The sequence below is a fragment of the Variovorax sp. VRV01 genome (assembly GCF_014852545.1).
In the GTDB taxonomy this organism is placed as follows: Bacteria; Pseudomonadota; Gammaproteobacteria; order Burkholderiales; family Burkholderiaceae_C; genus Variovorax; species Variovorax beijingensis_A.
In genome coordinates this window covers 1-25,548 of sequence record NZ_JACVBS010000031.1, presented here as the reverse complement: position 1 = coordinate 25,548, position 25,548 = coordinate 1, and the positions used below count along the sequence as shown (strand labels likewise).

The 25,548-nt window shown below is 67.4% G+C and carries 35 protein-coding genes and 1 pseudogene; 8 read left to right on the top strand and 28 right to left on the bottom strand.

What is annotated here, in order from left to right; all coding sequences use genetic code 11:
- Nucleotides 1–29: 29 nt before the first annotated feature.
- The 5 genes from IB278_RS31900 to IB278_RS31880 all read left to right on the top strand — a co-directional run bounded on the left by IB278_RS31900 (nucleotide 30) and on the right by IB278_RS31880 (nucleotide 4,731).
- Nucleotides 30–1,562, top strand: coding sequence for a class I adenylate-forming enzyme family protein (locus IB278_RS31900; RefSeq protein ID WP_192328187.1), 1,533 nt, complete (start codon nucleotides 30–32; stop codon nucleotides 1,560–1,562).
- Nucleotides 1,543–2,679 carry an SLC13 family permease gene (locus tag IB278_RS31895; RefSeq protein WP_145739629.1) on the top strand — a complete coding sequence of 379 codons (1,137 nt, stop codon included), beginning with the start codon at nucleotides 1,543–1,545 and terminating at the stop codon, nucleotides 2,677–2,679. The genes IB278_RS31900 and IB278_RS31895 overlap by 20 nt, the downstream gene beginning before the upstream one ends.
- A 37-nt stretch (nucleotides 2,680–2,716) precedes the next feature.
- On the top strand, nucleotides 2,717–3,421 hold the full coding sequence (locus IB278_RS31890; RefSeq protein ID WP_145739627.1) for an AraC family transcriptional regulator: 705 nt from the start codon (nucleotides 2,717–2,719) through the stop codon (nucleotides 3,419–3,421).
- A 70-nt stretch (nucleotides 3,422–3,491) separates the two neighbouring features.
- Nucleotides 3,492–4,334 carry a DMT family transporter gene (locus tag IB278_RS31885; RefSeq protein WP_145739626.1) on the top strand — a complete coding sequence of 281 codons (843 nt, stop codon included), beginning with the start codon at nucleotides 3,492–3,494 and terminating at the stop codon, nucleotides 4,332–4,334.
- A 73-nt stretch (nucleotides 4,335–4,407) separates the two neighbouring features.
- Entirely contained in the window at nucleotides 4,408–4,731 is a 324-nt protein-coding gene (locus tag IB278_RS31880) for a hypothetical protein (protein ID WP_145739624.1), read from the top strand.
- 76 nt (nucleotides 4,732–4,807) lie between these two features.
- On the opposite strand, the gene IB278_RS31875 is transcribed toward IB278_RS31880, so the two are convergent.
- The 12 genes from IB278_RS31875 to IB278_RS31820 all read right to left on the bottom strand — a co-directional run bounded on the left by IB278_RS31875 (nucleotide 4,808) and on the right by IB278_RS31820 (nucleotide 14,380).
- The gene (locus IB278_RS31875) at nucleotides 4,808–5,851 is read right to left on the bottom strand and encodes an NADP-dependent oxidoreductase (protein WP_145739622.1); all 1,044 of its coding nucleotides are present in this window, start codon (nucleotides 5,849–5,851) and stop codon (nucleotides 4,808–4,810) included.
- A 115-nt stretch (nucleotides 5,852–5,966) separates the two neighbouring features.
- Nucleotides 5,967–7,367 (bottom strand): sensor histidine kinase, encoded by a 1,401-nt coding sequence (locus IB278_RS31870; RefSeq protein ID WP_145739620.1) that lies wholly within the window; start codon nucleotides 7,365–7,367, stop codon nucleotides 5,967–5,969.
- Entirely contained in the window at nucleotides 7,364–8,056 is a 693-nt protein-coding gene (locus tag IB278_RS31865) for a response regulator transcription factor (protein WP_186454102.1), read from the bottom strand. The genes IB278_RS31870 and IB278_RS31865 overlap by 4 nt, the downstream gene beginning before the upstream one ends.
- Nucleotides 8,057–8,106: 50 nt before the next feature.
- A complete protein-coding gene (locus IB278_RS31860) occupies nucleotides 8,107–8,496 on the bottom strand; it encodes a hypothetical protein (protein ID WP_225613302.1) in 390 nt (129 codons plus the stop codon).
- A gap of 11 nt (nucleotides 8,497–8,507) precedes the next feature.
- Nucleotides 8,508–8,906 (bottom strand): DUF4260 domain-containing protein, encoded by a 399-nt coding sequence (locus IB278_RS31855; protein WP_261380202.1) that lies wholly within the window; start codon nucleotides 8,904–8,906, stop codon nucleotides 8,508–8,510.
- 94 nt (nucleotides 8,907–9,000) lie between these two features.
- Nucleotides 9,001–9,468, bottom strand: coding sequence for a Spy/CpxP family protein refolding chaperone (locus IB278_RS31850; protein WP_145739614.1), 468 nt, complete (start codon nucleotides 9,466–9,468; stop codon nucleotides 9,001–9,003).
- Between the two features lie 45 nt (nucleotides 9,469–9,513).
- Complete coding sequence (locus IB278_RS31845) at nucleotides 9,514–9,885, bottom strand: DUF4148 domain-containing protein (protein ID WP_145739612.1); 372 nt, start codon at nucleotides 9,883–9,885, stop codon at nucleotides 9,514–9,516.
- Between the two features lie 121 nt (nucleotides 9,886–10,006).
- The gene (ptsP, locus tag IB278_RS31840) at nucleotides 10,007–11,800 is read right to left on the bottom strand and encodes a phosphoenolpyruvate--protein phosphotransferase (RefSeq protein ID WP_145739610.1); all 1,794 of its coding nucleotides are present in this window, start codon (nucleotides 11,798–11,800) and stop codon (nucleotides 10,007–10,009) included.
- Nucleotides 11,801–11,903: 103 nt separating this feature from the next.
- Nucleotides 11,904–12,173: an HPr family phosphocarrier protein gene (locus IB278_RS31835; protein WP_124958946.1), complete on the bottom strand. Its 270-nt coding sequence runs from the start codon at nucleotides 12,171–12,173 to the stop codon at nucleotides 11,904–11,906.
- Nucleotides 12,142–12,597 (bottom strand): PTS sugar transporter subunit IIA, encoded by a 456-nt coding sequence (locus IB278_RS31830; RefSeq protein ID WP_192328142.1) that lies wholly within the window; start codon nucleotides 12,595–12,597, stop codon nucleotides 12,142–12,144. The genes IB278_RS31835 and IB278_RS31830 overlap by 32 nt, the downstream gene beginning before the upstream one ends.
- On the bottom strand, nucleotides 12,594–13,841 hold the full coding sequence (locus tag IB278_RS31825) for an MFS transporter (protein ID WP_145739609.1): 1,248 nt from the start codon (nucleotides 13,839–13,841) through the stop codon (nucleotides 12,594–12,596). Before IB278_RS31825 ends, IB278_RS31830 begins: the two co-directional genes overlap by 4 nt.
- Nucleotides 13,838–14,380 (bottom strand): hypothetical protein, encoded by a 543-nt coding sequence (locus tag IB278_RS31820; RefSeq protein ID WP_145739607.1) that lies wholly within the window; start codon nucleotides 14,378–14,380, stop codon nucleotides 13,838–13,840. The genes IB278_RS31825 and IB278_RS31820 overlap by 4 nt, the downstream gene beginning before the upstream one ends.
- Before the next feature lie 89 nt (nucleotides 14,381–14,469).
- Here IB278_RS31820 and IB278_RS31815 point away from each other — a divergent pair, with 89 nt between their 5' ends.
- Complete coding sequence (locus IB278_RS31815; RefSeq protein WP_145739605.1) at nucleotides 14,470–14,967, top strand: TlpA disulfide reductase family protein; 498 nt, start codon at nucleotides 14,470–14,472, stop codon at nucleotides 14,965–14,967.
- A gap of 63 nt (nucleotides 14,968–15,030) precedes the next feature.
- Here the strand turns inward: IB278_RS31815 and IB278_RS31810 are convergent, their stop codons facing one another.
- Nucleotides 15,031–15,477: a c-type cytochrome gene (locus tag IB278_RS31810; protein WP_145739603.1), complete on the bottom strand. Its 447-nt coding sequence runs from the start codon at nucleotides 15,475–15,477 to the stop codon at nucleotides 15,031–15,033.
- 159 nt (nucleotides 15,478–15,636) lie between these two features.
- Between IB278_RS31810 and IB278_RS31805 the strand changes: the two genes are divergently transcribed.
- Nucleotides 15,637–16,350, top strand: a complete 714-nt coding sequence (locus tag IB278_RS31805; protein ID WP_145739601.1) for a cytochrome b/b6 domain-containing protein — start codon at nucleotides 15,637–15,639, stop codon at nucleotides 16,348–16,350.
- Nucleotides 16,347–16,934, top strand: coding sequence for a GNAT family N-acetyltransferase (locus tag IB278_RS31800; RefSeq protein WP_145739599.1), 588 nt, complete (start codon nucleotides 16,347–16,349; stop codon nucleotides 16,932–16,934). The genes IB278_RS31805 and IB278_RS31800 overlap by 4 nt, the downstream gene beginning before the upstream one ends.
- Before the next feature lie 12 nt (nucleotides 16,935–16,946).
- On the opposite strand, the gene IB278_RS31795 is transcribed toward IB278_RS31800, so the two are convergent.
- The 15 genes and pseudogenes from IB278_RS31795 to tuf form a co-directional block, all read right to left on the bottom strand.
- On the bottom strand, nucleotides 16,947–17,453 hold the full coding sequence (locus tag IB278_RS31795) for a peroxiredoxin (protein WP_145739598.1): 507 nt from the start codon (nucleotides 17,451–17,453) through the stop codon (nucleotides 16,947–16,949).
- 96 nt (nucleotides 17,454–17,549) lie between these two features.
- Complete coding sequence (rpsQ, locus tag IB278_RS31790) at nucleotides 17,550–17,819, bottom strand: 30S ribosomal protein S17 (RefSeq protein WP_015867662.1); 270 nt, start codon at nucleotides 17,817–17,819, stop codon at nucleotides 17,550–17,552.
- 9 nt (nucleotides 17,820–17,828) lie between these two features.
- Nucleotides 17,829–18,038, bottom strand: a complete 210-nt coding sequence (gene rpmC / locus IB278_RS31785; RefSeq protein WP_026284221.1) for a 50S ribosomal protein L29 — start codon at nucleotides 18,036–18,038, stop codon at nucleotides 17,829–17,831.
- A 55-nt stretch (nucleotides 18,039–18,093) separates the two neighbouring features.
- On the bottom strand, nucleotides 18,094–18,510 hold the full coding sequence (rplP, locus tag IB278_RS31780) for a 50S ribosomal protein L16 (RefSeq protein WP_015867664.1): 417 nt from the start codon (nucleotides 18,508–18,510) through the stop codon (nucleotides 18,094–18,096).
- 28 nt (nucleotides 18,511–18,538) lie between these two features.
- Nucleotides 18,539–19,465, bottom strand: coding sequence for a 30S ribosomal protein S3 (gene rpsC, locus IB278_RS31775; RefSeq protein ID WP_015867665.1), 927 nt, complete (start codon nucleotides 19,463–19,465; stop codon nucleotides 18,539–18,541).
- A 17-nt stretch (nucleotides 19,466–19,482) separates the two neighbouring features.
- Nucleotides 19,483–19,815, bottom strand: coding sequence for a 50S ribosomal protein L22 (gene rplV / locus IB278_RS31770; protein ID WP_007838134.1), 333 nt, complete (start codon nucleotides 19,813–19,815; stop codon nucleotides 19,483–19,485).
- A gap of 9 nt (nucleotides 19,816–19,824) precedes the next feature.
- Entirely contained in the window at nucleotides 19,825–20,103 is a 279-nt protein-coding gene (rpsS, locus tag IB278_RS31765) for a 30S ribosomal protein S19 (RefSeq protein ID WP_007838132.1), read from the bottom strand.
- A gap of 10 nt (nucleotides 20,104–20,113) precedes the next feature.
- A complete protein-coding gene (rplB, locus tag IB278_RS31760) occupies nucleotides 20,114–20,938 on the bottom strand; it encodes a 50S ribosomal protein L2 (RefSeq protein WP_015867666.1) in 825 nt (274 codons plus the stop codon).
- Between the two features lie 2 nt (nucleotides 20,939–20,940).
- Nucleotides 20,941–21,276 carry a 50S ribosomal protein L23 gene (gene rplW, locus IB278_RS31755; RefSeq protein WP_007838129.1) on the bottom strand — a complete coding sequence of 112 codons (336 nt, stop codon included), beginning with the start codon at nucleotides 21,274–21,276 and terminating at the stop codon, nucleotides 20,941–20,943.
- Nucleotides 21,273–21,893 carry a 50S ribosomal protein L4 gene (gene rplD, locus IB278_RS31750; RefSeq protein ID WP_013543942.1) on the bottom strand — a complete coding sequence of 207 codons (621 nt, stop codon included), beginning with the start codon at nucleotides 21,891–21,893 and terminating at the stop codon, nucleotides 21,273–21,275. The genes rplW and rplD overlap by 4 nt, the downstream gene beginning before the upstream one ends.
- The gene (rplC, locus tag IB278_RS31745; RefSeq protein WP_145739596.1) at nucleotides 21,893–22,573 is read right to left on the bottom strand and encodes a 50S ribosomal protein L3; all 681 of its coding nucleotides are present in this window, start codon (nucleotides 22,571–22,573) and stop codon (nucleotides 21,893–21,895) included. Before rplC ends, rplD begins: the two co-directional genes overlap by 1 nt.
- A 236-nt stretch (nucleotides 22,574–22,809) precedes the next feature.
- Nucleotides 22,810–23,346, bottom strand: coding sequence for a hypothetical protein (locus IB278_RS31740; RefSeq protein WP_145739594.1), 537 nt, complete (start codon nucleotides 23,344–23,346; stop codon nucleotides 22,810–22,812).
- 14 nt (nucleotides 23,347–23,360) lie between these two features.
- Nucleotides 23,361–24,938 carry a hypothetical protein gene (locus IB278_RS31735; RefSeq protein WP_192328139.1) on the bottom strand — a complete coding sequence of 526 codons (1,578 nt, stop codon included), beginning with the start codon at nucleotides 24,936–24,938 and terminating at the stop codon, nucleotides 23,361–23,363.
- 145 nt (nucleotides 24,939–25,083) lie between these two features.
- A complete protein-coding gene (rpsJ, locus tag IB278_RS31730) occupies nucleotides 25,084–25,398 on the bottom strand; it encodes a 30S ribosomal protein S10 (RefSeq protein WP_007838118.1) in 315 nt (104 codons plus the stop codon).
- A 21-nt stretch (nucleotides 25,399–25,419) separates the two neighbouring features.
- Nucleotides 25,420–25,548 (bottom strand): annotated as a pseudogene (gene tuf / locus IB278_RS31725) (elongation factor Tu); the annotation flags it as partial.

Sequence of the window (25,548 nt, the reverse complement as noted above, 5' to 3'; positions counted from 1 at the left end):
TGCAAACGCACCCTGCCATTCAAGCCGCCATGGAGCGCAGCTTCGGCGCCATCGCCGACCTGGTTCGCCTCCACGCGCAACACACGCCCGACCATGCCGCGCTCGCGGACGCGCAACAGGCACTGAACTATGGCGCGCTCGACGCGCTGATGGACCGCGTCGCGGCCGCACTGCAGCGCGACGGCCTCGGGCCGGGCAACGCCATCGCGGTCTGCGCGGCGTCCTCGGTGAACTATGCGGCGGTGTTCCTCGGCGCCTTGCGCGCGGGCGTCGCGGTCGCGCCGCTGGCGCCCGGCTCCACGCCAGCCAGCCTGGCGCGCATGATCGAGGATGCCGAGGCGCGCATCCTCTTCACCGATGCGTCGGCAGCCGAGGTCGTCGGCCCTGCGAAGGAAGACGGCATCCCGCGCGTGGCGCTCGACGGCTCCGCCGCCGGGCAGGCCCTCGAGCGCTGGCTGGCTCCCGCAGGCACGCAGCCGCGTGCCGTGGAAACGCAGCCCTCGTGGCCCTTCAACATCATCTATTCGTCGGGCACCACCGGCGAGCCCAAGGGCATCGTGCAGGGCCACGGCATGCGCTGGGCCCATGTGCAGCGCGGCGCCAAGTACGGCTATGGCCCGGACACCGTCACGCTGCTGTCGACGCCGCTCTATTCGAACACCACGCTGGTGGTGTTCTTTCCGACCATTGCCTTCGGCGGCTGCGTGGTGCTGATGCCCAAGTTCGATGCGGCCGGCTACCTGCAGCTGGCCGAGCAGCGCCGTGTGACGCACACCATGCTGGTGCCGGTGCAGTACCAGCGCCTGATGGCGCATCCCCGCTTCGACGCGCACGACCTCTCGTCCTTCCGCTTCAAGTTCAGCACCAGCGCGCCCTTCAACGCCGCGCTCAAGGCCGACGTGCTCAAGCGCTGGCCCGGCGGGCTGATCGAGTTCTACGGCATGACCGAAGGCGGCGGCACCTGCATCCTCGAGGCGCACCTGCATCCGGACAAGCTGCACACGGTCGGCCAGCCGGCCGAAGGCAGCGACATCCGCCTGATCGACGAGGAAGGCCGCGAGATCCCGCGCGCCAACATCGAACTGGCCGGCGAGGTGGTGGGCCATTCGGCCGGCATGATGACCGGCTATCACCGCCAGCCCGGCAAGACGCGCGAGGCCGAGTGGTTCGACGCCACCGGCAAGCGCTTCATCCGCACCGGCGACGTGGGCCGCTTCGATGCCGAGGGCTTCCTGACGCTGTTCGACCGCAAGAAGGACATGATCATCAGCGGCGGCTTCAACATCTATCCGAGCGATCTCGAAGCGGTGCTGCGCGGCCACGCGGCCGTGGCCGACGTGGCAGTGGTCGGCGTGCCTTCGGAGCAATGGGGCGAGACGCCGGTGGCCTTCGTGGTGCGCCGCGAGGGCAACGACATCACCGAGGACGCACTGCTGCAACGGGCCAATGCCCAACTCGGAAAGACGCAGCGCCTGGCGCGGCTGCAGTTCATCGACGAGCTGCCGCGCAGCGCGATCGGCAAGGTGCTCAAGCGGGAGTTGCGTGAACTCGTCGGCCGCTGAAGCACAGGCGCAGGCAGCCGCGTCCTCCGAACAAGGCGGCGGCAACGGCCTGCTGTGGCTGCTGGCCGCCGTTGCGGTGCTGTTCGCCTTCCTGCGCCCGCGTGCGCCGATGGACTGGCTCCGTTTGGTCGACTGGCAGACCGTGGGCGCGCTGGCCGGGCTGCTCGCGATCACGCAGGGGGTCGAGAAAAGCGGCATGCTGCAGGCCGCCGCCGAGCGCCTGCTCGCGCGCACCCACAGCCAGCGCAGCCTGGCGCTGCTGCTGACCGCCAGTGCGGCGTTCCTGTCCGCGCTGGTGACCAACGACGTGAGCCTGTTCCTGCTGGTGCCGCTGACGCGCGTGCTCGCCAGCCAGGCGCACCTGCCGCTCGCGCGGCTGGTGGTGCTCGAGGCGCTGGCCGTCAATGCGGGTTCGGCCCTCACGCCCATCGGCAACCCGCAGAACCTCTACCTGTGGCACCGCTCGGGCGAGAGCTTCGTCGGCTTCATGGGCATGATGCTGCCGACCGTGGCCGTGATGCTGTTCTGGCTCTTCGCGGCGGCCTGGCTGCTGGTGCCGCGCACGCCCATCGCGCTCAAGCCCGAGACCGAAGCCGCGCCGGTGCAGCCGCGCCTTTTGGCACTGGCGGGCGTCCTGTTCGTCGGTTTCGTGGTCGCGCTCGACCGGCACTGGCTGCTCGCGGGCCTGGGCGTGGTGTTCGCGGTGTTCCTGCTGACTTATCCGCGCGTGCTGAAGGGCATCGACTGGGCACTGCTCGCGATCATTGCGCTGATGTTCGTGGACCTGCGGCAGCTGGCCGAGCTGCCGGCGGTTCAATCGCTGCTGAACCACTGGCCCATCACCGAGGGATGGCGCGCCTACCTCGCCGCCATCGTCGCCTCGCAGCTCATCAGCAACGTGCCGGCTGCGATCCTGCTCGACGGCCATGTGCGCGACCTGCCCGCGCTCGCGGCCGGCGTGAGCGTGGGCGGCTTCGGCTGCGTGCTGGGCTCGCTGGCCAACCTGATCGCGCTGCGCCTGGCCCGGCTGCCGCACGGGCTGCGCGAGTTCCATCGCATCAGCATCCCGTTCCTGCTGGTGTGCGCGGCCTCGGCGCTGCTGCTGCGGCTGGGGTGACAGGCGGGGATCCCCGCAGGACAATGGCCCCTTTCCCATGCACCAGCCCGCCCCGCCAACCCTTTCGCTGCGCAACTACGGCACCTCGCGCGGCAGCCATGCGCACGACCACTTCCAGGTGGTGGTCGGCCTCGAGGGCGTGCTGGAGATCGAGGTCGAAGGCCGCGGTGCCGGCATCGGTGCCGGCCAGGCGCAGGTGGTCGCGCCGGGCGACCGGCACGACTTCGAAGCGCGCGGCAGCGGCAGCATGTGCCTCGTGCTCGACACCACGCATGCGACCTGGGCCCGGTGCGCCGAACGCGCGCCGGCCGACGTGCCGCAGCTGCATGCGCTCGCACGCTATCTCGCGCACTGCATGAAGCAGCCCCGGCAATTCGCGCTCGCGTTGCAGCAGGGCCCCGCGCTGCTGCTGGAAGCCTGGCGCCCCGCGCCTTCTTCGATGCCGCACGTGCGCCGCCGCCGCATCGACTGGCCGGCGCTTGCGGCCTGGGCCCGGGCGCGGTGGCACGAGCCGCTCACGGTCGCCGACCTGGCCAGCATCGCCTGCCTGAGCCCGAGTCAGCTCGCACAGCGCTGCCGCGAGGAACAGGGCATGAGCGCGATGCACTGGCTGCGCGGCCTCAGGCTCGCGCATGCGCGCGAACTGCGGCTCGAAGGCATGGGCGTCGCCGAAACCGCGCGCCGCACGGGCTACCGCTCGCCGTCGGCGCTCACCGCCGCGCTGCGCCGCCTCGATTCCTGAAGGCAACACCGTCGTTGCGCGACGACGCACCGGCGCTGCGCGACAGCCGGCCGGGTTAGCCTCGTTCTCCATGTCGCCCACCTTCCACGCCCTGCTCGCGATTGCGCTCTGGGCCACGCTCGCCTCGCTCGGCACTGCCCTCTCGCACTTGCCACCGTTCCTCTTGACCGGGCTCGCGCTCATCATTGGCAGCCTGCCGAGCTGGCCGCTGGTGCTGCGCGACCGCGCGGCCTGGCGCGTGCCGCCGCGTACGCTGGCCCTCGGTGTCTACGGCCTGTTCGGCTTTCACTTCCTGCTGTTCATCGCGCTGCGGCATGCGCCGCCGGTCGAGGCCAACCTCGTCAACTACCTGTGGCCGCTGTTCATGGTGGTGCTGGCGCCGGTGCTGCTGCCGGGCATGTCGCTGCGGCCGCTGCACCTGGTGGCGGCGCTGCTGGGCTTTGCGGGCGCGGCGGTCGCGATCCTGGGCACGCGAGGCGGCGGCAACAGCGCGCCCCATGGGTACTGGGGCTTCCTGCCGGCGCTGGGCTCGGCCTTCATCTGGGCCAGCTATTCGCTGTGGACGAAGCGCGTCGAGGCCTTTCCAAGCTCGGCCATCGGCCTGTTCGGGCTGGTCTCGGGGGTGCTCTCGCTGGCCTGCCATGCGGTGCTCGAAGCGCCGGTGGCGCTGTCCTCCAAGGACTGGCTGCTGCTCGCGCTGTGCGGCCTCGGCCCGCTCGGCGCGGCCTTCTTCGTGTGGGACATGGCGCTCAAGCGCGGCGACCCGCGGCGCATCGGCATCCTGAGCTATCTCACGCCTCTGGGCTCGACCGCGCTGCTGCTGCTCGTGACCGGCCGGCCGCTGACCTGGACCATCGCGCTGGCGGCCCTGCTCATCATTTCGGCGGCAGTCATGGGCACACGCGCCCGCTGAATGGCTCCTGTCCGACGGAGCCGCGCGTTTTTATGGCTAGAGTGGAGGCTCAGGAAAAAAGGAGCCCCCACTCATGGAAAACAAGAACAAGAACGAAGATTTCGAGATCACGCCCAAGCTGGTGTTCGACCTGAACCTGGCGCTGTACCTCGACCTGGTGGCCGCACTCGAGGGCGCGGGCGCCATCACCTACCGCCAGATGGCGGCCCGGGTGCTCAACATCAGCATGGACGCGCGCGCCGACGGCGAGACCGGCCTCGCAACGGCGCTGGAAGGCGTCGCCAAGGGTTTCGCCGGCCAGGGCGGCGGCTTGTCGATCGAACTGCTGAAGGCCGCACGCAGCCTGCGCGAGGACGACGCGATGGGCGACATCCCGATGCGGCCCGACGAAGGCTGAGCCGCAGCGCCCTCCAGAGAGCTGCCCGGATCGTCGCCGGAATCCGGCTCGCGGCCGGCCGTCCAGCGCCTGTGCTTCAGCTTTGTGCCACCTGCAGCACCAGCTTGCCGAAGTTCTCGCCGCTGAAAAGGCGGTTCAGCGCCTCGGGGAAGGTGTCGAGCCCCACGACCACGTCTTCCTTGCTCTTCATGCGGCCGTCCTTGAGGTAGCCGGCAAGCTCGGCCACGGCAATGGGGAAGCGGTCCGCGTAGTCGAACACCACGATGCCTTCCATGCGCGCGCGGTTCACCAGCAGGCTCAGGTAGTTCCGGGGGCCGGCCGCGGGCATGCTGTTGGCGTTGTTGTACTGGCTGATGGCGCCGCAGATGATCACGCGGGCCTTGCGCGCGAGCCGCGCGAGCACCGCGTCGAGGATCTCGCCGCCGACGTTGTCGAAGTAGATGTCCACGCCCTTGGGGCAGTGCGTCTTGAGGCCGTCGCGCACGGCACCGGCGCCGGCCTTGTAGTCGATGCAGGCGTCGAAGCCCAGCTCCTTCACCACCCAGTCGCACTTGGCCTGGCCCCCGGCGATGCCGACGACGCGGCAGCCCTTGATCTTGGCGAGCTGCCCGACCGTCTGCCCCACGGCGCCCGCGGCACCGGAGATGACCACGGTTTCGCCCGCCTTGGGCTGGCCCACGTCCATCAGCCCGAAGTAGCCGGTCATGCCCGGCATGCCGAGCACGTTGAGCCACTGGTGGATGGTGCCCGCGCGCAGGTCGATTTTGGCGAGCCCGCTGCGCTTGATCTCCTCCTTGGGAACGAGCATGTATTCCTGCACGCCCAGCGTGCCGTAGACCGTGTCGCCGACCGGGAAATCCGGGTTCTTCGAGGCGATGACGCGGCCGATGCCGCCTGCGCGCATCACCGCACCGATCTCCACCGGCGCGATGTAGCTCTTGGCATCGTTGAGCCAGCCGCGCATCGCGGGGTCGAGCGAGAGCGAGAGTGTCTTGACCAGCACGCCGCCCTCGGCGGGTTCGCCGACCGGCTCGGTCGTGAACTGCCAGTGTTCGCGCGTTGCCGCGCCTTCGGGCCGCTTGGCGAGCCTGACCTGGTGATTGACGGGCGAATGGGCCATGGGGGTCTCCTGGGAAGGGTCGATGTTTCGGCGCCATGCTAGCGGCGCTCGGCGCCGCGGGCCGTAGCGCAGGCGACAGCACTGCCGCCGGCACCGGGCCCAGCCCGGCGGCCGCTCAGGCCAGTCGCACGACGATCCGCAGGCCCGGATTCGCGTTGCGCACCGCGAGGCTGCCGCCGTGCGCCTCGGCGATCAGGCGGCAAAGGTACATGCCCAGCCCGACGCCGCCGGTGGCACGCTGGCGCGCGCTGTCGGTGCGGTAGAAGGCCTCGGTCAGGCGTTCGAGCTGGGCCTCGTCGACACCGGGGCCGTGGTCGCGGAACTCGATCTCCACGCCCTGCTGCGCCGGCCCGTCGACCACGGCGCGCAGCGACACGACGGGCGGACGGGGCGCGTCGGTGCTGTAGCGCAGGGCGTTGTCCAGCAGGTTGCGCACCAGGAGGCGGATGCGCATGCGGTCGACGGCATGCGGCGGCAGTCCCTCCGCCAGGTCCAGGTGCACCTGCGGGGCGCCCGGCATCTCGGCCGCGACCTCGCGCACCAGCGCCGCCAGGTCGACCGGCTCGCGCTGCAGCGCCACGTGCGGGCTCGCGAGGCGCTCGCTCTCGAGCAGGTCGCTGATCAGGTCGCGCATTTCGTTGAGGTCGCGCAGCAGCGCCTCGCGCTCGGCCTGGCTTTCCGGCGTGGCCGGCAGCAGTTCGGCATTGAGCCGGGCGCGCGTGAGCGGCGAGCGCAGTTCGTGGCTCAACGCGAGCAGCAGCCCGCGCTTGGCATCGAGCATGGCCTGGATGTCGTCGGCCATGGTGTTGATGTGCTCCGCAAGATCGCCGAGGTCGTCGTTGCGGCGGATCGGGATCGGCTGCGTGAACTCGCCGCGGCCGAAGCGCTGCGCGCCTTCGCGGATGTCGATCAGTGGCCGCAGCAGCCGGCTGACATAGGCATAGCCCAGCACCACGAGCAGCAGCAGCGCGCAAAGGGTGGCCCAGCCGACGATGCGCGGCGCGAGCTGCCAGAGCCTGGGCGACCAGCCGAAGATGACGCGGTGGCCGTCCGCTGTCGGGCGAACGAACCATTTGTCGTTCCAGGCCTCCTCGTCGCGGCCGTGCATCCAGCCGCCGCGGCCATTGCTGCCGCCGGGGTTGGAGTCCCAGTTGACCTTGGGGCCGGTGATGCGGATCGTGATCGGCAGCCGGGCGACCAGCGCCTGCGCGCGTGCCACGTCGGGCGGCGTGCCGATCTCGGCGACGAGCCGGTCGGCATAGTCGATCAGCATCGGCTTGGCGGCCTCGGCCCAGCCGGTGGAAAAGGACTTCTTCATGCCGCCCATGAACACCGCCGCCATCACCAGCGCCAGCATCACGAACATCATGACCAGCCGGATGCGCAGCGAACGGCGCCAGCGGCGCTTGCCCTGCACCTTCTCGTGCCACTGGGCATGCCATTGCCTGTGCAGCTCCGCGCGGCGCGATGCGATCCCGTGCAGCGCCTCGCGCAAACTCCGCCGCCTGCGCCTCATGCAGGCTCGCTGCGGGCGACGGCCAGCGCATAGCCGGCATTGCGCAGCGTCTTGATGCAGTCCAGCGGCTCGAGCTTCTTGCGCAGGCGGCTCACCACGATGTCGACCGCCCGGGTGTAGAGCTCGGCCTCGTGGCCGCGCAGGCGGTTCAGGATGTCGTCGCGGCTGAACACCTTGCCGGGCTCGGCCGCCAGCAGCGCGAGCAGTTCGAACTCGGTGCCCGTGAGCTCCACGCGCTCGCCATGGCGCAGCACCTGGCGCCGGTCGAGGTCGATCGACAGCCCGTCGAACACGCGGTGCTGGGTGCCGTTGGCCGCCGCCGGCGTGCTGCGCTGGCGGCGCAGGATGGTCTGCACGCGCGCCACCAGTTCGCGCGGCTCGAAGGGCTTGGGCACGTAGTCGTCGGCGCCCAGCTCGAGGCCGACCACGCGGTCCATCACCTCGCCGCGCGCAGTGAGCATCACGATGGGAATGTCGCTCTCCTTGCGGATCTCGCGGCACAGCGCAAAGCCATCCATCTCGGGCAGCATCACATCGAGGATCGCCGCGTCGTACGGCTCCGCACGCAATTTGGCGAGCCCTTCGCTCGGGCGCACCGCGCTCTCCAGCGTGTAGCCGAAGCGGGCGAAGTAGGTGGTCAGCGGCGCGGCGAGATGTTCGTCGTCGTCGATCAGCAGGATGCGCGGCATGGCGGGATTGTGCCTCCTGACAAGAAGGTGGCGAATGACCTCGCCGACCATCAGACCGGCCGGCATCGCAGCGCCCAGGCTAGGCCCGTCACGAGAACGCAGAGCAGCAGCGCGTGGTAGACGAGGTCGGGCACCGTGCGCGGACCGATGCCCGCGATGATGGTGCCGAGCCCGACCAGCGTGCCCAACAGCGCGAAGCCCTGGCCGAAGATGGCGGCGCGGCGCGCATGATGGGGACGCAGCCAGGTCTCGGCCGAGGCCAGCACCAGCACGGCGGCTATCACCGCCTCGGCGTTGCGGGCCGCAGCATGCGCGTAGCCGGACACCAGGAACCCCGCGTGCACGGTCGACGCGAGCCCGAGCATGAGCGTCTCGGCCAGCATCCATGCGCGCGCGGCCGGCGCGTGCACCACGGGGGAAGCGCTGCGGCCGCTGGGCATGGACGCGCCGCTCACCATGGATCGGCCCTGCCTATGCGGCCCAGGTGCGTGGTGGCGAAGCCCGCTGCGTACTTGAGCCCGTAGCCCAGCGCACGGTCGACGCCGATGTGGGCCAGCCAGATCAGGCTACCGGCCACCGCCCAGGGCATGGCCGCGAGCACGCCGAGCGCCAGCAGCAGCACCGGGCCGACGTACGAGTGCGCCGCGTTGTAAAGCGCCGCGCCCGTGCGCGGGCCCGCGAGGTAGCCCAGCAGCGACAGATCGGGCACGAGCAGCCAGAGCGCGAACGCCCCCCAACCCGCGCCGAACTGGGCGTAGGCGGCGAGCGCCACGCCCAGCACCGCGGCGCCTTCGAGCCGCAGCAGCGCGCGCACGCCGCCCCTCGCGGCCACCGCCTGGTCGCGGGACACCGCGGAACCGGCTGCGCCGGGCCGCAGGTATCGCCCGCCGGCAGGGGGTTGGCGAAGCGATACGAAGTGCGCGAAGGCTGGGAGTGAGCCAAGCCTAGCCATGATGGCGCCAGCGGCGTCCGCCGCGGTCCATGAAGTCACGCACCTTCTGCTGCTGCTCGGCGTTCAGGCTGTCGAAGAAATCGGCGGCGGCTGCGATGATCTCCGGGCTGCCGTTGCGCACGGCCGTGGTCTTCTCGTCGACGAGCCGCGTGGCGGCTGCCTGGTCGAGCTTGTTGCCCGCGAACAGTGCCTTGAACTGCGAACGCGGATCGCCCGACCCGCCCGCGCCGCGCATGGCTTCGCGCTGCGCCTGCAGCTTCTCGGCCAGCACGGTGAGCTTCTGCTTCTGCGCTGCGTCGAGTTCCAGCTTGCTGCCGACGCGTTCGACCATCCTGGTGCGGAACTCGGCGGAATCGCCGCTGCCCCAGCCGTGCCGATGGCCGGCGCAGCCGGCAATGCTGCCCGCCACGACCGCAAGGCCGGCGAAACCGAAGAGAGTGCGTTTGATCCAGTGCTTCATGATGTTCCTTGCGGCCCGCGGAGTGCCCTGCGGGCGTGATGGGTCTTAGAGCCTGTTGCTGTTGCCGGCGGCTGCGGCACGTGCATCGACAGGGTTCTGCAGGGTCGAGATGACCTTGCTGTTCACGCGCGAACCCGAGGTCACGTTCTGGTCGGGTGCGGCGGCGGTGCGCATGGCTTCGAAGACGACGCCCGCGCGGTCTCTCGACACGGCCATGGTCTCGGCGCCGCGCGAACCGCGCACGACGTTCTGGTCTGGAGCGGAAGCCTCGCGAACGGCCTCGGCATTGACTTCGGCGCGGCTCTTTGCCGAGGTGAGAGGCTGGACGCCTTCGTAGGATTCGGCCTTGGCCCCGGCTGCAGCGAGCAGCGCGAAGGAGCCGACGGCGACGACTTGGGTCAGGGAGAGAGATTTCATGGTCTGGCCTTTCTGTGGTGGAAGAGGAGACCTGATGGTGCTTGCCGCAGTGCGGCAAGTCCTTTCGCCGCGGTTTCGGCGTGTTTCGTTATGTTTCGCTTCTGGAAGCGAACCGCGCGGCTCAGCCGGCCAGGGCGGCCGCAGGATCGTCCGACTCGAGCACGCCCTTGGCCCATTCCTCGAGCTTGCTGGTGTCCGCGCGCAGCACCTCCTGCTTAACGGCGAGGATGCGCGAGGGATGCATCGAGAAGCTGCGCAGTCCCAGGCCGAGCAAGAGACGCGTGAAGGCCACGTCGCCCGCCATCTCGCCGCACACGGCCACGCTCTTGCCCTGGCGGCGGCATTCGGCAATGGTGTCGGCCACGAGCCTCAGCACTGCGGGATGGGCCGGGTCGTAGAGATGGGCCACGGCCTCGTCGGCCCGGTCGATGGCCAGCGTGTACTGGATCAGGTCGTTGGTGCCGATCGACAGGAAGTCGAAGTACTTCAGGAAGGTCTTGAGCGTGAGCGCGGCGGCGGGAATCTCGATCATCGCGCCGAGCTTCACCTTGCCGTATACGGCGCCGCGGCTGTCGAGCTCCGAGCGCGCAAAGTCGATCAGCGACAGCGTCTGGCGGATCTCGCTGACGTGCGCGAGCATGGGGATCAGCAGGTGGATCTCGCCGTGCGCCGCCGCGCGCAGGATGGCGCGCAACTGCGTGAGGAACATCGCCGGGTCGGCCAGGCTCCAGCGGATGGCGCGCAGGCCGAGCGCGGGATTCAGATGCTCCTGCTTGCTGGCCGCCTTGCCGTCGAGCGGCTTGTCGGCGCCCACGTCGATGGTGCGGATGGTGACCGGCATGCCCTGCATGCCCTCGACCGCGCGCTTGTAGGCCTGGTATTGCTCTTCCTCGTCGGGCAGGCGGGTCTGGCGCTGCGACTCGCGGCCCATGAAGAGGAACTCGCTGCGGAACAGCCCCACGCCCACTGCGCCGGCCTTGACGGCGCCGACGGTGTCCTCGGGCATCTCGATGTTGGCAAGCAGCTCGACGCGCTGGCCGTCGAGCGTCACCGCGGGCTTGTGGCGCAGGCGCGCGAGCCGGCCGCGCTCGAGATCGCCCTGGCGCTGCTTGAAGCCGTACTCGGCCAGGATGATCGGCGAGGGATCGACGATCACCACGCCGGCATCGCCGTCGATGATCACCCAGTCGTCCTGGCGCACCAGCTGGCTCGCGGTACGCGCGCCCACCACGGCCGGAATGTCCATGCTGCGCGCGACGATGGCGGTGTGCGAGGTGCGCCCGCCCACGTCGGTCACGAAGCCGGCGAACACGCTCTTCTTGAATTGAAGCATGTCGGCCGGCGACAGGTCGTGCGCGATCAGCACCAGCGGCGCGTCGATGCCGTCGCCGGCGGTGGGGTCGTCGTCCTCCTCGGCCGCAGGACGCTTGCGGCGCGGTGGGCTCGGCGCCAGCACCGCGGCCGTGCCCTTCATGCGGTGCAGCAGCCGTTCGACCACCTGCTCGAGGTCGGCCTTGCGCTCGCGCAGGTACTCGTCCTCCATCTCGTCGAACTGGCGCGCGATGATTTCGAGTTGCGTGGTCAGCGCCCACTCGGCGTTGTAGAGCCGGTCAGTGATCCAGTGCTTGACGCCGCCGGTGAGCGCCTCGTCCTGCAGCAGCATCTGGTGCACCTCGAGCAGCGCCGCGAGCTCGTGCGGCGCATCGTTGGGGCCCATCAGCGCCACGCTCGCCTGCAGCTTGGCAAGCTCGTCGGCCACCGCGTTGCGGGCCATGCGCACCCGGTCGATCTCGGTTTCTATTTCTTCGGGCTTGATGAAATAGTGGGCCACGTCGATGCGGCTGGACACCACCAGCACCGCGCGGCCAATGGCAATGCCACGGGCGACAGGGAGGCCGTGGACTGCGAAGGTCATGGGCGCCTACCGAAGTTCACCGGCCGCCGCCGGGCCGCCCCAAGGCGGCCGAGCCCCCTCGGGGGGCAGCGACGACACGCAGTGCGGAGCGTGGGGGCCACCTTCATTCGCCTTCGCCGAACTTGTCGTTCATGAGTTGGACGAGGGCGTCCATCGCCTCTTCTTCCTGCTGGCCGTTGGTCTCGAGCTCGACGGTCGAGCCGAGCCCGGCGGCCAGCATCATGACGCCCATGATGCTCTTGGCATTGATGCGGCGGTCGCCGCGCGAGAGCCACACCTCGCAAGGAAAGCTGCCTGCGATCTTGGTGAGCTTGGCCGATGCGCGCGCATGGAGGCCCAGCTTATTGCTGATGGTCACGGATTTCTTGATCACTGTGCTTTCTCTTCGCCTGGTTCTGGGGTGCCGCCACCGCCACCTGCATGACACCCGCGGTGCCGCCCGCGATGGCGCGCTGCACCAGCGTTTCGAGCGGCTCGTGGCGGTAGGTCACCGCGCGCAGCAGCATCGGCAGGTTGACCCCCGCCACCAGCCGCGAGCGGGCGCCGTCCACCAGCTTCTGGGCCACGTTGCAAGGTGTTGCGCCGAACACGTCGGCCAGCACCAGCACCTGCGAGCGCGGCGCATTGAGCTGCTGCGCGAGCGTGATGCGGGCGGCCGCCAGCGTTTCTTCGGGCGACACGTTGGGCAGCACGTCGAGTGCGACGATGGCCTGTTCGCAATCGGGGAACACATGCAGCGCGCACCGCCGCAGCGCCTGCGCGAACGGTGAGTGGGCGATGATAAGGATGCTGTTCATGCGGGTCGGGGGACTACGCACCGATTATGCGGGGGCGCCCAAAGGAAGTAGACGTACGACATAACGCAGCAGGCCAGGAAAAAGGACAGGGCCGCGCGGAACGCGGCCACTGGATCGAGCCCGGCGCTGGCGAACAGGTCGATCAGCAGGCCGATGCCCCACTGCACGACAAATACGCCTGCAAAGACCATCAGGTTGTAGGCCGACAGCGCGCGGCCCGCGAGCGCTGTCGGCAAGGCCAGGGCGACGGCGGGCTGGGCCAGCGTGACGACGGTGGAGACGCACAGGAAGACCATCCACGCCACCGTCCCCGCCGCGGGACCAGCTATCAAAACGAGAGCAAGCGCGAGCATCCCGAGCGGCATGCCCCACGCCAGCAGCCGGGCGGCGGGGATACCGCGGTGCGCGAGCCGCGGGTTGACCATGCCCCAGAGCCCATAGGTGGCGAGCAGTGCGATGCTGATCCAGAACAGCGCGCCGGCAGCCTCCTGGGGCGTGTAGCCCGCCACGCGCGTGAGCCATGGCACGACCCAGAGCGTCTGCATCGCGACGAAGCCGCCGTAGTTGAAGAAACCGATCGGCGCGAGCTTGCGGAAGAAGGGATCGCGCCATACGGCCGCGTAGCTGCCCTCGTCCTGATTTTTCTCCTTCGCGGCGGTTTCGTCGTGCCATGCCGGTGCAGCCCATGCGATCAGCGCCATCGACACCAGCACACCCGCCGCCAGCAGCCAGAACAGCGGTCGCCAGCCGAGGTAGGGCATGAGCCACTGCACAGGCAAGGTCGCGCCGACCAGGCCGAAGGAGCCCACCATCAGCATCCACGAGTTGCTGCGCAGCTGCATGGGCGGCGTCAGCCAGCGCCGATAGCCGGTGAGCGGCGCCATCAGGCAGGCGCTCACGCCGACGCCGGTCAGCACGCGCGCCGCGAGCAGCAGCCAGAAATGCGTGGCCACCGAAAACAGCAGGCAGCCGGCCACTGCGGCAGACAGGAAGCAGACGATCACGCGCTTGGGCCCATGGCGGTCGAGCCAGGTGCCCATGGGCAGCTGGGTGAACGCGAAACCCAGGAAATAGCCGCCCGCGAGCAAACCGAGGTCGCGCGATTCGAGTCCGAATTCGGCGGTGAGCGCGGGCGACAGCGTGGCCGTGATGGCGCGCACCAGCGTCGAGAGGAAATAGGCGAAGGCAAAGGCCAGGAAGACGGTGGCGATTTGCCGCCGTCCGGCAAGCAGGCCGCCGCTCATGGAAGACGCAGGCCCTCGAAGAAGGTGTTCACCGCCTCGGGCGCAGAAGGGCGGCCGAGCACGGTCGCCTGGTAGAGCGAGACACCGCCGTTCTTCTTCGACTGGGCGAACCAGAGCACCTGGACCGGCGCGGCGCCCTGGCGCGGCGGCTGGGCATCGAGCCGCACCGGCGCGGGCGCGGCGGTCGCGCGTTTCAGCGCCGCGGGGGCTTCGGTCACCTGCGCCTCGCCCAGCTGGCTGCGGGTGGCGGCACGCCACGCCCTGAGCCAGGCCTCGGCCTGCGCCGGGCTCTCGGCGGATGCATGGGCCACGGCAAAGGTCGCACCGCCGGTCTCGCAGCCCGCCATGTCGACCTGCACCGACTCGACGCCCAGCGGCAAGGCACGATGGGCGCGGTCCGGCTTGCAGGGCAGGAGGACGACGAGGCCGTCGTCGGCAACCGGCACCTCGCGCCAGTTGAAGGTGGGGCTGCAGGCGGCAAGCGCGAACGCGGCGGCTGCGGCAATCGCGGGCCGGAAACGGGAAACGGGCGATGGCATCGGGGAACGATTATCGAGCCGGCCGGCCGGGTGCCAGCACGATCCGGCCGGCGGAACTAAAATTGCCCGGCCTTCCTCCATCCGCTGCCATGAAAAAGTACATCACCGTCGCCGCAGTTGCCCTTGCATTGGCCACTGGCGTGGGGGTGTATCTCGGCTCCGGCGCCACCGCGGCACCGGCCTCGACCTTCGTGCTGCTCGACGGCAGCAAGAAAAGCACCAACGACCTGAAGGGCAAAGTCACCCTGGTGAATTTCTGGGCCACGAGCTGCGTGACCTGTGTGGCTGAAATGCCCAAGGTCATTGCCACCTACGACAAGTACAAGTCCAAGGGCTACGACACGCTGGCCGTGGCCATGAGCTACGACCCGCCCAGCTACGTCGTCAACTTTGCCGAGACCCGCAAGCTGCCGTTCAAGGTGGCGATCGACAACACCGGCAGCGTGGCCCAGGCCTGGGGCGACGTGAAGCTCACGCCCACCACCTACCTGGTCAACAAGAAGGGCGAGATCGTGAAGCGCTATGTGGGCGAGCCCGATTTCGCCGAGCTTCACAAGCTGATCGAAAAACTGCTCGCCGAGGCTTGATCCGCCGCTGGATTCAAGAAAGGCGCTCCCTCCGGGAGCGGCTTTTGTGTTTCCGCAGCTCGCCTACTGGTTGCGGAAGCTGTCGTGGCAAGCCTTGCAGCTCGCGGCGGTGGCGCTGAACTGGGCCTTGAGCGCCTCGATGGTGCCGGCCTTGGCCGCGATCACCAGCTTGCCGGTCTCGGCAACCATCTTGTCCTGGTGTTCCTTGAACTTCGCAGCTTCCTTCCAGACCTCGGGCTTGCCCTTGCCGCCCTCGGTTCCGGCCCCAAAGGCGGTCCAGGGCAACTTGGCCATTTCAGCCACGATCTCGGCATTGGCGGAGGCGGCAGCCGCATCGTAGGGAATGCGTCCATTGGCCATGGCGCCGACACGGCTGAAATGCTGGCCCATCACGAACAGCGCGCTCTGGCGGTACTTGATGGCGTCCTCGGGCTTGGCGAACTGGGCGGCGGCCGGCAGGGAAATCGCGGCGCAGGCAGCGGCCAGTGCGAACGAAGCAAGTCGAATCATCGGGGGTCCTTGTTTGTGGGTTCGGCACCGTCGAGAGCAGCGCCGCGCCGAGTGTAGGGGCAGCATTCCAGGTGCGCATAGCAACAACCCGAAGCATGCAGCGGCCCGGACTTTGCTAATCTGCGCGTTCCGCAGTCTTTTGCGCACCTCCCCTCTTCGATGACCGACTCCCCCGTGGCCGCCGTGCAGGCCGCAGCGTCCGACACCCCCGTCCGAAAGCGCATCTGGGATCTGCCGACGCGCGTTTTCCACTGGACATTGAGCGTTGCCGTGATCGGCCTGATCGCCACTGGCCTCGGCGGCGTCATGGAGTGGCACTTCCGCCTGGGCTACACAGTGCTCGCCCTGCTGCTGTTTCGGTTGCTCTGGGGTTTCGTGGGCGGACACTGGTCGCGTTTTGCCTCGTTCTTCTATGGTCCGGGTTCGGTCATCGCGTACCTGCGCGGGCGGGCCCATCCCGATCATGTGATCGGCCACACGCCATTGGGCGCCCTCTCGGTTTTCGCCGTGCTCGCGGTGCTCGCGGTACAGGTCGGCACGGGGTTGATGGCCGACGACGAGATTGCCGCGGCGGGGCCGCTCACGCGCTTCGTCCCCGGCGACGTGGTGAGCCGTGCAACGGGCTGGCACGAGGGGCCGGGCAAGACGATCGTGATCGCCCTGGTGAGCCTGCACGTGCTGGCGGTGCTCTTCTACGTACTGGTCAAGCGGCATCGCCTGGTGCGGCCCATGGTCTCGGGCGACAAGCTGATCACGCCCGTCCGCAGCCAGGTGGCGCCGAGCCGCGACGACGCCGCCTCGCGCGGGCTCGCACTGGTGCTGTTCGCAGCATGCGCGGGCGTGGCGTACTGGATCTCATCGTTGCGCGTATGAGCTTTTCGGTTTCACGCCCCCTGCCGCTGGCCGACACCCCAGCCGTCGTGCTCCTGACGCCGGAGGAACCTGCCGAAATCGATGCGGCACGCGCGATCTTCCGCGACTACGCCGCCTCGCTGGGCATCGACCTGTGCTTCCAGAACTTCGAGGAAGAGGTCGCCACGCTGCCAGGCGACTACGCCGAGCCGCGCGGCGCCCTGCTGCTCGCGCTGGTCGATGCCGCCCATATCAAGGAGGAAGCCGGGCAACGCGCGCCGACCCTCCTGCGCGCCAACGGCACGCTGGCGCACGTGGCTGGCTGCTGCGCGCTGCGCCCGCTCGACAACACCGACTACGCCAATGCCGCGGAGATGAAGCGCCTGTTCGTACGGCCCGGCTTTCGCGGGCTGGGCGTCGGGCGGCAACTCGCCGAAGCCGTCCTCGACGCCGCGCGCGGCGCGGGCTATGCCTGCGTGCTGCTCGACACGCTGGACGAGATGGAATCGGCCCGCGCGCTCTACGAAGACCTGGGTTTCGAGGAAGTGCCGCCCTACTATCACAACCCGATCGCGGGCGCGCACTACCTCAAGGTGGATCTTTAGTCAGCTCGGCCGTCAGCCGCGGGCCTGGGCCAGCAGCGTCTCGGCATTGCTGACCTCGAACTTGCCCGGCGCCTCGACATTCAGCGTGGCCACCTTGCCGTCCTTCACGAGCATCGAATAGCGGTTGCTGCGCAGGCCCATGCCGCGGCCGGTCAGGTCGAGCGTGAGGCCGGTGGCCTTGGCGAAATCGGCGCTGCCGTCGGCCAGCATGCGCACCTTGGTGCCGGTCTTCTGGTCGCGCGCCCAGGCGCCCATCACGAAGGCGTCGTTCACGCTCACGCACCAGATCTCGTCCACGCCGGCGGCCTTGAAGTCGTCGTAGTGCTGCACATAGCCGGGCACATGCTTGGCCGAGCAGGTGGGCGTGAAGGCGCCCGGCAGCGCGAACAGCGCAATGGTCTTGCCGGCCGTGGCCTTGCCCACGTCCACCGGGTTCGGGCCAATGCTGCAGCCTTCGCCTTCGACCTCCGAATATTCCTGCAGGGTTGCCGAAGGAAGGGTGTCGCCGACTTTGATCATCTGAGTGCTCCTGAAAAAGAAAAACGGCCCACATTGTGGGCCGTTTCCGGATGGGTTGCCTTCGAGAGGCTTCCCGAGAGGTCGATCAGCCGGTGATCAGACCAGCACGGCCTTCTCGACCAGGCGGGTCACGACCCAGTTCTTGGTCTTCGAGATCGGACGGCTTTCCGTGATCTCGATGGTGTCGCCCAGCTTGTACTCGCCCTTTTCGTCATGGGCGTGGTACTTGCTCGTCTTGGCCACGATCTTGCCGTAGAGCTCGTGCTTCACACGGCGCTCGACCAGCACGGTCACGGTCTTGGCACGCTTGTCGCTGACCACCTTGCCGATCAAGGTGCGCTTGAGGGATTTTTTAGCTTCCGTCATGTTCACTCCTTACTTGGCGGCTTGGGTTTCTTGCTGCTTCTGAGCAAGAATGGTCTTGGCGCGCGCGATGTCGCGGCGCGTCACGCGCAGCGTCGAGGTGTTCGACAGCTGTTGCGTGGCTTTCTGCATGCGCAGGCCGAAATGGGCCTTCTGCAGGTCCTTGATCTCGGCTTGCAGGCCTGCGACGTCCTTCGTGCGCAGGGTTGCAGCCTTGGTCACCTTGGCCGGAGCCGCGGTTTCTTTTTTCTTACGTGTTGCCATGGATGTTCTCCTCTCAGGCGCCGAGCTGGCGAGCGACGAAGGTCGTACGCAGCGGAAGCTTGGCGGCGGCCAGGCGGAACGCTTCGCGGGCGAGTTCTTCGGGCACGCCGACGATCTCGAACACGATCTTGCCAGGCTGGATTTCAGCGACGTAGTACTCGGGGTTGCCCTTACCGTTACCCATCCGCACTTCGGCGGGCTTGGTAGAGATCGGCTTGTCCGGGAACACGCGGATCCAGATACGGCCACCACGCTTCACGTGACGCGAAATCGCGCGGCGAGCGGCTTCGATCTGGCGCGCCGTGAGGCGGCCGCGGTCGGTGCATTTGAGACCGAAGTCACCGAAGGCAACCGAGTTGCCCCGGGTTGCGACGCCGGTGTTGCGGCCCTTTTGTTCCTTGCGGAACTTTCTGCGTGCAGGTTGCAGCATTTTTAATACTCCGTAGTTCTAAGACCGATCACTCGGTCTTGGCACCGTCAGCTGCTGCAGCTGGCGCGGCTTTGCGGACGCGCTTAACGGCGGGTTTCGAGTCTGCACCCGGAGCAGCGGGGGCTGCGCCAGTGGCTTCTGCGGGCTTGTCGCTGCCGTCGGCAGGGGCGGTGTTGCCACCGATCGGGCCACGGGCACCGGCGCGCGGGCCGGGACCACGGCGGTCCGAACCCGGACGGTCGCCACCCGGGCGGCCATCGCGGCGCGGACCACGCGGACGACGCTCGTCGTCCGGACGCGGCGTTTCGACGGCCGGCAGGTCGTTGCGGCCCAGCGTGTCGCCCTTGTAGACCCAGACCTTGACGCCGATGACGCCGTAGGTGGTCTTGGCTTCCGAGGTGCCGTAGTCGATGTCGGCGCGCAGCGTGTGGAGGGGCACGCGGCCTTCGCGATACCACTCGGTACGGGCAATTTCGATGCCGTTCAGGCGGCCAGCCGACATGATCTTGATGCCCTGGGCACCCAGACGCATGGCGTTCTGCATGGCGCGCTTCATGGCGCGGCGGAACATGATCCGCTTTTCGAGCTGCTGCGTGATGCTGTCGGCGATCAGCTGGGCATCGATTTCGGGCTTGCGCACTTCTTCGATGTTCACTGCCACCGGCACGCCGAGCTGCTTGCCCAGTTCGCGCTTGAGGTTCTCGATGTCTTCGCCCTTCTTGCCGATCACGACGCCCGGACGAGCCGAGTAGATCGTGATGCGCGCGTTCTTGGCGGGACGCTCGATCATGACGCGCGACACCGAAGCGTTCTTCAGCTTCTTCTTGAGGTATTCGCGGACCTTGATGTCTTCGGCCAGCATGCCCGCGAAATCGCGGTCGCTTGCGTACCAGCGGCTGGACCAGTTACGGGTAACCGCAAGGCGGAAGCCGGTCGGATGGATTTTCTGTCCCATATTTCTTCCAGGCGTTCTTAGTTGCCAACCGTCACGTACACATGGCACGTGGGCTTGCTGATGCGGTTACCGCGACCCTTGGCTCGCGCGGTGAAGCGCTTGAGCGTTGCGCCCTGTTCGACGTAGATGGTCTTGACCTTCAGTTCGTCGATATCGGCGCCATCGTTGTGCTCGGCGTTGGCAATTGCCGACTCGAGCACCTTCTTGATGATCACAGCGGCCTTCTTCTGCGTGAATTGCAGAACGTTGAGCGCTTGATCAACCTTCTTGCCGCGGATCAGGTCAGCGACCAGACGGCCCTTGTCGACCGAGAGGCGGACACCGCGGAGGACTGCACGTGTTTCAGACATGGTCGTTCCTTACTTCTTCTGGACTTTCTTGTCCGCGGGGTGCCCCTTGAACGTGCGCGTGAGCGCAAATTCGCCGAGCTTGTGGCCGACCATCTGGTCGGTGATGTAGACAGGCACGTGCTGCTTGCCGTTGTGCACGGCAATGGTCAGGCCGATGAACTCGGGCAGAACCATCGAGCGGCGCGACCAGGTCTTGATCGGCTTCTTGTCCTTCGTCGTCACGGCCTTGTCGGCCTTGGCCACGAGGTGATGGTCAACAAACGGACCCTTTTTGAGAGAGCGAGTCATTTGCTATCCCTTACTTCTTGCGGCGCGACACGATGAAGACCTGCGTGCGCTTGTTGTTACGGGTACGGTAGCCCTTGGTCAGGTTGCCCCACGGGTCGACAGGATGGCGGCCTTCGCCGGTCTTGCCTTCGCCACCACCGTGCGGGTGGTCGACCGGGTTCATCACCACGCCGCGAACGGTCGGGCGAATACCCATGTGGCGCTTCACACCGGCCTTGCCGAGTTGGCGCAGGCTGTGCTCTTCGTTAGCGACTTCGCCGATGGTGGCGCGGCATTCGATGTGGATGCGACGCACCTCACCCGAACGCATGCGGACCTGGGCGTAGACGCCTTCGCGAGCCAGCAGCGTGGCCGACGTGCCGGCCGAACGCGCGATCTGCGCGCCCTTGCCGGGTTGCAGTTCGATGCAGTGGATCGTCGAGCCGACCGGAATGTTGCGGATCGGCAGCGTGTTGCCGGCGCGGATCGGGGCTTCCGAACCGCTCAGCAGCGTTGCACCAGCCTCAAGACCGCGCGGGGCGATGATGTAGCGGCGCTCGCCGTCGGCGTAGCAGACCAGGGCAATGTGGGCGGTGCGGTTCGGGTCGTACTCGATGCGTTCGACCTTGGCCGGGATGCCGTCCTTGTTGCGCACGAAGTCGACAACGCGGTAGTGGTGCTTGGCACCGCCGCCACGATGACGGATCGTGATGTGGCCGTTGTTGTTGCGGCCGGCCTTCTGGAACTGGGGTTCCAGCAGAGGCGCGTGAGGAGCACCCTTGAACAGGTGGTCCCGCGAGATCTTCACCGCGCCACGTTGGCCCGGCGAAGTGGGTTTCATCTTGATGACGGCCATGATTAAGCGCCTTCCCCGACGAGGTTGAGCTCTTGACCGGGCTTCAGCGTCACATAGGCCTTGCGAACGTTGTCGCGGCGGCCGATGGACTTGCCAAAGCGCTTGGTCTTGCCCTTGGTGTTGAGCACCGACACGCCCTGGACTTCGACCTTGAACATCAGTTCGACAGCGGCCTTGATCTCGGGCTTGGTGGCGTCTTGCAGCACCTTGAAAGTGACAGCGTTCGACTTCTCGCCGACCATCGTGGCCTTTTCGGACACGATCGGGGCGACCAGCACCGCCATCAGGCGGCCTTCTTCGAACGTACGTTCAGCGGCGGTAGGGTTCACGCGGCTCATGCGAACATCTCCTTGAGCTTGTCGACGGCACCCTTGGTGACCAGCACCTTCTTGTAGTGGACCAGCGACACCGGATCGGCGTAGCGGGGTTCGACCACGAGAATGTTGACCAGATTGCGCGAGGCAAGGTACAGGTTTTCGTCGACTTCTTCGGCGATCACGAGCACGGACTCGAGATTCATCGCCTTGAAACGGGCTGCCAGCGGCTTCGTCTTGGGCGAATCCACGGTCAGCGAATCCACCACGGCCAGACGGCCTTCGCGAGCGAGCTGCGAGAAGATGGCGGCCATGCCGGCGCGGTACATCTTCTTGTTGATCTTCTGCGAGAAGTTTTCGTCAGGCATGTTCGGGAAGATCCGGCCACCCCCGCGCCACAGCGGCGAGGACGTCATACCGGCACGGGCGCGGCCCGTTCCCTTTTGCTTGAAAGGCTTCTTGGTCGAGTGCTTGACCTGCTCGCGGTCCTTCTGGGCGCGCGTGCCTTGGCGGGCGTTGGCCTGGAACGCAACGACGATCTGGTGGACCAGGTCTTCGTTGTAGTCACGGCCGAACACGGTCTCGGGGGCGTCGTACTTCGACGCGGCCTGGCCCTGTTCGTTCAGGAGTTCGAGTTGCATTACTTCGCTCCTTCAGCCGCTTGCGGCTTGGCCTTGATGGCGGGACGCACGGTGACGAAGCCACCCTTCGAACCCGGGATCGCGCCCTTGATGAGCAACAGTTGACGCGCTTCGTCGATGCGGAAGACATCGAGGTTCTGCGTGGTCTTGGTGACGTCGCCGAGGTGGCCCGTCATGCGCTTGCCGGGGAACACGCGACCGGGGTCTTGTGCCATGCCGATCGAGCCGGGAACGTTGTGCGAACGGCTGTTGCCATGCGACGCGCGTTGCGAGCTCATGTTGTGGCGCTTGATGGTGCCGGCGTAGCCCTTGCCGATCGAAGTGCCTTGCACGTCGACCTTCTGGCCCACCGAGAACACGCTGCTCGCGGCGATCACGGCGCCCGGCTTGTGCTGGCCAGCGGTATCGGCGGTCACGCGGAATTCGCGGATGATTTCACCAGCTTCGACACCCGCCTTGGCGAGGTGGCCGGCTTGCGGCTTGGTCACGCGCGATGCCTTGCGCGAACCGAACGTCACTTGCAGTGCGACGTAGCCGTCGGTCTCTTGCGACTTGATCTGGGTCACACGGTTGTTGGACACATCCACCACCGTGACAGGAACTGCGTCCCCGTCATCGGTGAAGAGACGCATCATCCCCACCTTGCGGCCCAGCAACCCGAGGGAGTTGCTCAGACTCATTTGTTTTCTCCAAAAATGGAAGCTTCCTTCGCCGCTGCCACTTCAATTGGCGACAGCGTTTGCCGGGTTTCCCCGAACAGCGGAAGAAGGTTGATAAATCTCGGCTCTCACGGCGCCCAAATGGACGCACGAAGGGCAGAGCCAGCGATTATAGCCCGCGAGGCGGGCGCAGTGCAAGCTGCATTGCGAAGCGGCCCGAAGGGCCGCCCCGCCCCCTGGTTTTACAGGCTTCCGGCCTATTTGACAGGCATCGTGATGATGCTGTCGCCACCTGGCGTGGTCTTCATTTCGCCGCTGGACTTCAGGGTTGGCGCCGCCGTGCCGGTCTGGATGGGGACCGAAACCACGCTCGAGGCACCGCCCTGCTTGATGAACACATTGAGGTAGGCCAGCCCCTCGGTCTCGCTCACCACGAGGACGGTGGCCGTGGTCCGCTTGCCGGCCGGCAGCACGAGCGTGCTGCTTCCCTGAAGGGCCAGCCCCTTGTCGGCGCTCAGGCGGACCGTGGCACCCTCGGCCTCCGTCACGCCCTCGAATTGCAGCACCACAGGCGTGGCCTGGCCCAGTTTCGGTGCGCCATCGAGCCGATATTCGAGCTTGACGCCGGCGCCGCCGGGCTTTTGCGGCGCCGCGGTCATCGGGGCGGCATGGCGTGGCGACGCCGGATGCCCGGCGTTGCGCGACGCAGGCTCGCCGTCTGCCGCGGCCGGCGCCGACAGCGTTGCCATTGCGAGGCACGCGAGGGCCATCATCGAATTCGATCGGATGTTCATGGCGGCCTTTCTTGCTACTGAATGGAGACGTTGAAGCATGCGTCGAGACTGCTGAGGTCCGTCACTGCCAGAACGTACTCGCCAGCCGAGAGGCTGACCGTATTGCCGGTGCGGGCGATCAGGCCGCCCCTGAAGATCTCGAAATCGGGGTTGGATCCCGCCGGACCGCCATTCACGGCAATCTGGTAGCTGCGGTTGGCAGGCGCATTGAAGCGTACATAGGAGAAGTTGCCGAGCTTGTTGCCCGTGCCGGCGTCGTTCGAGACGCAGGTCTGGGTCACGCCGCCGCCCACGGTCGCCATCTTGTACATCGGGATGGCGACAGAAATTCCACCGTCGTTGGTTTCGGCGCCGCCAAACGGATCATTGTCCGCCGCATTGATGCTCTGCCCGCCGAGCAGGGCAGCCAGGGCCGGAGCGCTGCCTGGAGCGGTCGCGTTGAAGGCCGCCGAGAAAGGGTGGATCGAGGTGACGGCCGCGCCGCTCCTGAACTGGAAGCCGGTCAGCGTGTCGTGGATCGGCTTGAAGCCGACCTGCTGGTTGAGGTTCCAGAAAATCGACTGGATCGAGGTCTCGCGGTACCAGCCCGCCACGGTTGCCGCGCCGGCGGAAAGGTCGATGTTGATGCTCTCCCGAGCGGACGCCTGCTGCGCGCCGCCCGAATCGACATAGTTCCGGCGCCCCAACGCAATGCCCGACCAGGCATTGCCCCAGCCTTCCGAGAAGGCGAGCCGGCGATCGGTACGCTGGCTCTGGCTGTGGTCCCCGCCCATCGAGTCGTCGCGGCTGAAGGCGGACTGGTAGTAGTGCCCCCATTCATGGGCAATCACTGAGGTGTCGTATTCATCGGTATCGACATCTTCCTTGCCCAGCACGTAGATTTCTCGGCCGTTGCTGCCTCTGTCGACGAAGAAGGTGGTGCCGATCTGCCCCGCCGCCACACTGCCAGGGGAGGGCGCATTGTTGGGACTCCAGAACACGCGCAATGCCGGAAACGCCGTTGCAGGCGCAACCGACACCACTTTCTGCATCGCGGTGTAGACCGTATCGAGTACGGCGAACGGCGCCGCCACCCGGTCCCCGGTGTAGCTCGAGCCACCCCACCCCGAAGGTGCGTGGAGGTCGCGCACCGAGGCGACCACGCCCGACGAGAAGGTGGGACTCTGCATGGTGTAGAGGCCGCCGGAGCGCGTGTTGTCGCGCACCGTCACATCCCAGTTTGCGCCCGGGCCACTTCGAACCAGCTGGGCCTTGACCCGCACCGCGACCATCGTGTTCGCGGGCACGGACACCGCGTAGGCACCGTTGTCGTCGGTGGTGGCCGTGGCCAGTTGCGCGGACGTTGCCGCATTGAGCACTTCCACACTGGCCCCTCGCACGGGCCTGGGGGCCGAACTGGCATAGACCAGGGTGCCGTTCGGATTCGGCACGGATTCATAGGTGGCCGTACCGCTCAGGATCACCGGACCCGCCACCGGCAGCGGGAAGCCGGCCAGGCCGCCGCCACCTCCCCCGCCTCCGCCACCGCAGCCGGCCAGCAGCGCCATCGCGACACACGCCGCGATCCATGCAGAAGAGTTCCTGTAGCTCATAGCGTGTACTGCCCTCGTTTCAGCCCCGGCACTGTTGGCCAGAAGAGTCCCGGTGCGCGAGGATGCCATAGTTGGGAGACAAATGAAAAAAGCCCGCTTGCATTTCTGCAAGCGGGCTTTTCAGGAAACGCAGCGCGAGGCCGGTTTACTGCAGCTTGATCTCGACGTCCACGCCGGCCGGCAGGTCGAGCTTCATCAGCGCGTCCACGGTCTTGTCGGTCGGGTCGACGATGTCCATCAGGCGCTGGTGCGTGCGGATCTCGAGCTGGTCGCGCGAGGTCTTGTTGACGTGCGGCGAACGCAGGATGTCGAAACGCTTCATGCGGGTCGGCAGGGGCACGGGGCCCTTGACGATCGCGCCGGTACGCTTGGCGGTATCAACGATTTCGGCTGCCGACTGGTCGATCAGCTTGTAGTCGAACGCCTTCAGGCGGATGCGGATTTTTTGCTTGGTGGCCATGGTGATTCCTTTGCGTGCGGCTTAGATGTCGAGGATCTTTGCCACGACGCCCGAACCCACGGTGCGGCCGCCTTCGCGGATGGCGAAGCGCAGGCCTTCTTCCATCGCGATCGGGTTGATCAGCTTCACGGTGATGCTGACGTTGTCGCC